Consider the following 5,498-nt stretch of genomic DNA (forward strand, 5'->3'; position numbering starts at 1 on the left):
AAACTGCCTTCGTAATATTGCCTGAAAATATTCAAGCATTCTGATTTTGTAATAGCCTCAATGCCGTACTGGGAAAAATCATTTTCATGTTCGAATCTTATTTCCAAGGTGTATTTATTTTTACCAGAAAGCATTCCCTGTAAAAAAATAGCATCATTAATAGTTGGGTTATTGTTTAGAATAACAAAATCATCTGCTTCTTTGCAGTTGTTAATTTCTTTTTCGACAATGTCAAAGTTCTTAATTGTTTTTTCTTTTTCGTTTGCGCTAGTTATAATCGAAAATTTCATTGTTTTTTGTTTAATTTATTAATAATTTAAATGATAAAAGGAAAAGGTTTGCCAACTCCTTTTCTAATGCCTTTATGTTCTGTTATTGGATTAATATTTTTGTCTTCAATTTTACTCGCCGTAAAAAATTCAAGATTTGGAAGATCTTTTATAAATGAAATATCTTTTGCCTTATCAACATGAAGAGATTTAAGTTGTGGCATGGTTTTTAGAAAATCCCAATCAACATTTTTAATGCCAGTTCCAAACCAAAGATGCTCAATACTGTCCATTTTCAAAATAGATGAAAAATCAGACAAACCTCTAGTTTTATCAATATATAACATGTTCAAATTTGGAATTTTTCCCAATCCTTCTAAAGATTTAATTGTGGAATTTATTATTGCAATTCGGTTTAATGAATTTAATGTTGAAAAACAGGAACAATCTTTTTCATTTAGATCAAATAACTTGAGAACTTTCAAATTGTTTAATACGTTTAATTCGAAATTCCTTTCTTTGTACTGAAAAATTAGACGTTCTAACTTGATAGCCAAAGTACTAAGGTCAATTTTTTTTAAATAGTTTAAAGAATAAATGGATAAAGATTTTAGATTTTCAAAATTTGATAAATCAGACAAATCCCATTCTTTATCAATGCAGTTCGAACTTTGATCCACTATGCTTATACTGCATATTTTGTCTTTTACGGGTATTTTATTATATAAAAATCTAAAATTATCATCATTACCATCAACCAAATTAATAGTATCACAGGAGTATTCTTTAATGAGATTTGCATATTCATGAAATATTGTTGTGGAACATGTTAATCCAATTTGCCCATAATAATATTCAGGTTCTTTTTCCTCCTTATAAAATCCTAGATAATCTTTGTTTGCATTTTTACTATTTACCAGACCCGATGCAAGTATGTTGCTCATGCGAAATATTTTTACGATTAAGTATTTAATTACTGCTGATTGATGTTTTCTGGATTCGCATGTTTGTTATTATGCATTTAAAATATCAATTAAGTGCAATTTGACTTACTATTGTTAAACTTCTTTATGTATCAAGGCAGATAATTTCTTCTCTTCATACATTTTTCGTATGTCTTGTCTGCTGTAATTTTTTTCCATAAAAGACAGCAATTTCGTTAGTGCTTCCTTAAGAACATTTTCCAATTTTTCTTCTTGCCCATTTTCAACTGCACAGCCAATTTGTATAGTTAAATCATCAGGCATTCCAGGGCAATGTTCAATTCTAAAAGATACATGAGGAAAAACAGTTGTCTTTCCCTTGAATGCATTTTTTAGTACATCTTCAGTAATAGTACTATTTACCAATTCTTTATAAATCAAGCTAACATTTACATAAAAATGAATGCTGTAAAATGATTTTTGATGATTTACAATTAATCAATAATTAGGAAATTCAATATAACAAGTTACACCACTGCCTTTAAATCCGGTTTCTTTAGCAGCTTTACCAAAGATTTTACCTGTTTGTATTTTTTTCATTTCTATTTTAAAGTTTTAATATCATTGACGTATTCAAATGTTGATTTTTTCTAAACTTTTAGACGCAAAAGTATTTTAGTAAATTATTGAAAATTACCTGAATAAGCCATAAAAGAAACAGAATAGGTTCTTTATCTAACTCAATATTTGAAGAATGGAACAAATGTTTAATAGAATAAAATTTTGAATTACTTTTTTTTGAAAATTTGAGCATTTTTTATTTAACAACCCTTTAGAACTAATCTATAAAAAGCAAAATAAAAAAAATACTATCTTTACCGATCAAACGTTTATGAACTTAAGCTGCATTTTGGCAGCACTACATATATAATTATGGCATGTACAAGTTGTTCAACCTCAGATGGTGGCGCACCAAAAGGTTGTAAAAATAATGGGACTTGCGGCACCGATAGCTGCAATAAATTGACGGTTTTTGACTGGCTTTCGAACATGAGTCCGTCTAATGGAGAGGCTATTTTTGATTGTGTTGAGGTTCGTTTTAAAAACGGACGTAAGGAATTTTTTAGAAATTCAGAGAAATTAACTTTAAGTATTGGCGATATTGTAGCAACTGTTGCTTCGCCAGGACATGATATTGGAATTGTGACTCTTACAGGAGAATTGGTAAAGATTCAAATGAAGAAAAAAGGGGTGAATTACGAAAGTAATGAGGTTCCAAAAATTTACAGAAAAGCATCTCAAAAAGATATCGACATTTGGTCTGTAGCGCGTGATCGCGAAGAGCCAATGAAGGTTCGTGCGCGTGAATTGGCAATTCAGCACAAATTGGAAATGAAAATTTCGGATATCGAATTTCAAGGAGACGGATCAAAAGCAACTTTTTATTACACAGCAAATGATCGTGTCGATTTTAGAATGCTGATCAAAGATTTTGCTAAAGAATTCAGTACTAGAGTAGAAATGAAACAAGTTGGTTTCCGTCAGGAAGCGGCACGTTTAGGTGGAGTTGGTTCTTGCGGACGTGAACTTTGCTGTTCGACTTGGTTAACCGATTTTAGAAGTGTTAATACATCAGCGGCTCGTTATCAGCAGTTATCATTAAATCCGCAAAAATTAGCGGGACAATGCGGTAAATTAAAATGCTGTCTAAACTATGAGTTAGACACTTACATGGATGCTTTAAAAGATTTTCCTGATTACGATACCAAACTAATCACAGAAAAAGGTGACGCAGTTTGCCAAAAACAAGATATTTTTAAAGGATTAATGTGGTTTGCTTACACCAACAACTTCGCAAACTGGCATGTTTTAAAAATTGATCAGGTAAAAGAAATTATCGCTGAAAATAAACAGAAAAATAAAGTTTCTTCTTTAGAAGATTTTGCTGTTGAGGTAATTTCAGAACCTGAAAAAGATTTCAACAATGCAATGGGGCAGGAGAGTTTAACTCGTTTTGACCAGCCAAAAAGAAAGAAAAAACCAAATCGCAAGCGTAAACAAAATGCAGAAACGGCTGGTGTTGCAACTCCAGTAAAACCACAACAGGATAAAAATGTAAATAATGCTAAACCAGCAACAAATACTAATAATCCGAACAATGGTAATGCAAATAAGCCAACCAATCAAAACAATCCGAATAAGCAAAATCATAAGAAAAAGCATAATTCGAATAAGCCAAACAATCCGAATAAGCCAAATTCAAATGAAAATAAACCGGCTGAACCTAGAAAACCAATAACGAATACTAAAAATGAGAATAAAAAATAGCGGAATTCTTCTTTTGGTAGCAATACTTCTTTTTTCTTGTGATAAAAAAAGAGTATTTGATCAGTATAAATCTGTTGGAAGTGCTTGGCACAAAGACAGTATTGTAAGCTTTGATCTGCCAGTTTTAGATTCTACAAAAAAGTACAATGCTTTTGTAAACATTCGAGACAACAATAATTATCCTTTTAATAATTTATTTTTAATTGTTGCTCTTGAAACGCCAAGCGGTTTTACAAAAGTCGATACATTAGAATACCAAATGGCAGAGCCAGATGGGACATTGTTAGGAAACGGATTTTCTGATATAAAAGAAAGCAAGCTTTTTTATAAAGAAGATGTAAAGTTTACAGGAAAATACAAAGTGCACATCAAACAAGCTGTTAGACAGTCGGGTAAAATTCCTGGTGTTGAAGCTTTAGAAGGAATTACAGACGTTGGTTTTAGAATAGAACAAAAAGATTAGATAAATATTTATGGCTGCTAAAAAAAACAATCAATCCAATACCACTAAGGATATTAATTACTACAAAAAGAAATTTTGGCGAGTTTTTGCCTACTCTTTATTAGGGGTTTTAGCCTTCTTTTTATTTGCTTCTTGGGGTTTATTTGGATCTATGCCTTCATTTGAAGATTTAGAAAATCCAGATTCAAATCTTGCTACAGAAATTATTTCTTCTGATGGAGTTTTAATTGGTAAGTATTTTAAAACCAATAGATCTCAGCTTAAATATTCTGATTTGCCTAAAAATTTAGTAGAAGCGCTTGTTGCAACTGAAGATGCACGTTTTTATGAACATTCTGGAATTGACGGGCGCGGAACTTTAAGAGCCGTTTTTAGCTTAGGAACAAATGGTGGTGCAAGTACATTGACACAACAGCTTGCAAAACAGTTGTTTCATGGTGAAGGATCTAAATTTTTGCCTTTTAGAATTGTACAAAAAATAAAAGAATGGATTATTGCCATTCGTTTAGAAAGACAATATACAAAGAATGAAATCTTAGCGATGTACTGCAATGTTTATGATTTCGGAAATTATTCTGTTGGAGTAAGTTCTGCTGCACAGACTTATTTTTCCAAAGATCCAAAAGACTTGACCATTGACGAATCGGCTATTTTGGTCGGAATGTTCAAAAACTCAGGTTTATACAATCCAGTAAGAAATCCTCAGGGAGTAAAAAACCGTCGTAATGTAGTTTTGTCGCAAATGGCAAAAGCAAAAATGATTTCTGAGGCAGAAAAAGAAAGACTTCAAGCACTGCCAATTACGCTGAAATTTAAATTGGAAAGCCACCGTGAAGGTATGGCAACTTATTTTAGAGAGTATCTTCGTGATTACATGAAAAAATGGGTTACTGAAAACAAAAAACCTGACGGATCGGAATATGATATTTATAAAGACGGTCTTAAAATCTATACTACAATAGATTCTAGAATGCAATCGTATGCTGAAGAAGCTGTTGCGGCGCACATGAAAAACCTTCAACAGCAGTTTTTTATTGAACAAAAGACTAATAAAAATGCTCCTTTCGTAAATATTACACAAGCTGAAACAGATAGAATCATCATGCAAGCAATGAAAAATTCTGTTCGTTGGGCTCAGATGAAAGAAATGGATAAAAGCGAAGATGATATCATTGCTTCATTCAAAGTAAAAACAAAAATGCGTGTCTTTACTTGGAAAGGAGAACGCGATACTATAATGACGCCAATTGATTCTATTCGTTATTACAAGCACTTTTTGCAATCTGGTTTAATGGCAATGGAGCCTCAAACAGGAGCAATTAAAGCTTGGGTTGGAGGTATTAATTACAAATTCTTCCAATATGATCACGTAGGACAAGGAGCAAGACAAGTTGGTTCTACTTTCAAGCCTTTTGTTTACGCAACAGCTATCGAAGAACTAAATATGTCACCATGCGATTCTATTCTTGATGGACCTTTCATGATTCATAAAGGACGCCATCACGTAACAGAAGA

At 32.0% G+C, this 5,498-nt stretch carries 6 protein-coding genes; 3 read left to right on the forward strand and 3 right to left on the reverse strand.

From position 1 onward, the window contains the following. From B3J44_RS18785 to B3J44_RS18795, 3 genes are all read right to left on the reverse strand, one after another. A partial coding sequence (locus B3J44_RS18785) for a hypothetical protein (RefSeq protein ID WP_286970436.1) occupies positions 1 to 290 on the reverse strand: 290 nt, incomplete at its 3' end. A 26-nt stretch (positions 291 to 316) separates the two neighbouring features. Further along, positions 317 to 1,213, reverse strand: coding sequence for a hypothetical protein (locus B3J44_RS18790; RefSeq protein WP_286970438.1), 897 nt, complete (start codon positions 1,211 to 1,213; stop codon positions 317 to 319). Between the two features lie 114 nt (positions 1,214 to 1,327). Continuing rightward, a complete protein-coding gene (locus B3J44_RS18795; protein WP_286970440.1) occupies positions 1,328 to 1,633 on the reverse strand; it encodes a hypothetical protein in 306 nt (101 codons plus the stop codon). 492 nt (positions 1,634 to 2,125) lie between these two features. On the opposite strand from B3J44_RS18795, the gene B3J44_RS18800 reads away from it, so the two are divergent. The 3 genes from B3J44_RS18800 to B3J44_RS18810 all read left to right on the forward strand — a co-directional run. Next, positions 2,126 to 3,520 (forward strand): PSP1 domain-containing protein, encoded by a 1,395-nt coding sequence (locus B3J44_RS18800; protein ID WP_286970442.1) that lies wholly within the window; start codon positions 2,126 to 2,128, stop codon positions 3,518 to 3,520. Further along, positions 3,504 to 3,983: a gliding motility lipoprotein GldH gene (locus B3J44_RS18805; RefSeq protein WP_198855159.1), complete on the forward strand. Its 480-nt coding sequence runs from the start codon at positions 3,504 to 3,506 to the stop codon at positions 3,981 to 3,983. The genes B3J44_RS18800 and B3J44_RS18805 overlap by 17 nt, the downstream gene beginning before the upstream one ends. A 10-nt stretch (positions 3,984 to 3,993) precedes the next feature. Then, positions 3,994 to 5,498: transglycosylase domain-containing protein (locus B3J44_RS18810; RefSeq protein ID WP_286970449.1), on the forward strand; the 1,505-nt coding region annotated here is incomplete at its 3' end.

It is taken from the genome of Flavobacterium sp. UBA4854 (genome assembly GCF_002399805.1).
Taxonomy (GTDB): Bacteria; Bacteroidota; Bacteroidia; order Flavobacteriales; family Flavobacteriaceae; genus Flavobacterium; species Flavobacterium ginsengisoli.